The organism is Exiguobacterium sp. ZOR0005, from assembly GCF_000798975.1.
GTDB classification, from domain to species: Bacteria; Bacillota; Bacilli; order Exiguobacteriales; family Exiguobacteriaceae; genus Exiguobacterium; species Exiguobacterium aurantiacum.
The window spans coordinates 1-408 of record NZ_JTLB01000050.1; the positions used below are offsets into that span (position 1 = coordinate 1).

The following is a 408-nucleotide window of genomic DNA, read 5'->3' on the forward strand; positions in this document are numbered from 1 at the left end:
GCCGTATCGGAAGGTGCGGCTGGATCACCTCCTTTCTAAGGAAAATGCCCATGTGGCATTGCCCATCGTTCAGTTTTGAGAGACCAAATCTCTCGACAAATCAAATTATGAGGGCCTATAGCTCAGCTGGTTAGAGCGCACGCCTGATAAGCGTGAGGTCGGTGGTTCGAGTCCACTTAGGCCCACCATTTTTTTGAGAATTCCATCATGGGGCCTTAGCTCAGCTGGGAGAGCGCCTGCCTTGCACGCAGGAGGTCAGCGGTTCGATCCCGCTAGGCTCCACTTTTGTTCCTTGAAAACTGAAGATTCATCAAGACATCAAACCAACATTTCACATATGGTCCGTGAGGACCGTGTGTCTTAGACGCTAGATCAAGGTAGAAAGGGCGTACGGTGGATGCCTTGGCA

At 51.2% G+C, this 408-nt stretch carries 2 tRNA genes; both read left to right on the forward strand.

Features of this window, described 5'->3' with window-relative positions:
* The first annotated feature begins 111 nt into the window (after nt 1-111).
* Nucleotides 112-188 (forward strand) — tRNA-Ile (locus L971_RS14740).
* A 21-nt stretch (nt 189-209) separates the two neighbouring features.
* A tRNA-Ala gene (locus L971_RS14745) sits at nt 210-282 on the forward strand.
* Nucleotides 283-408: the final 126 nt, after the last annotated feature.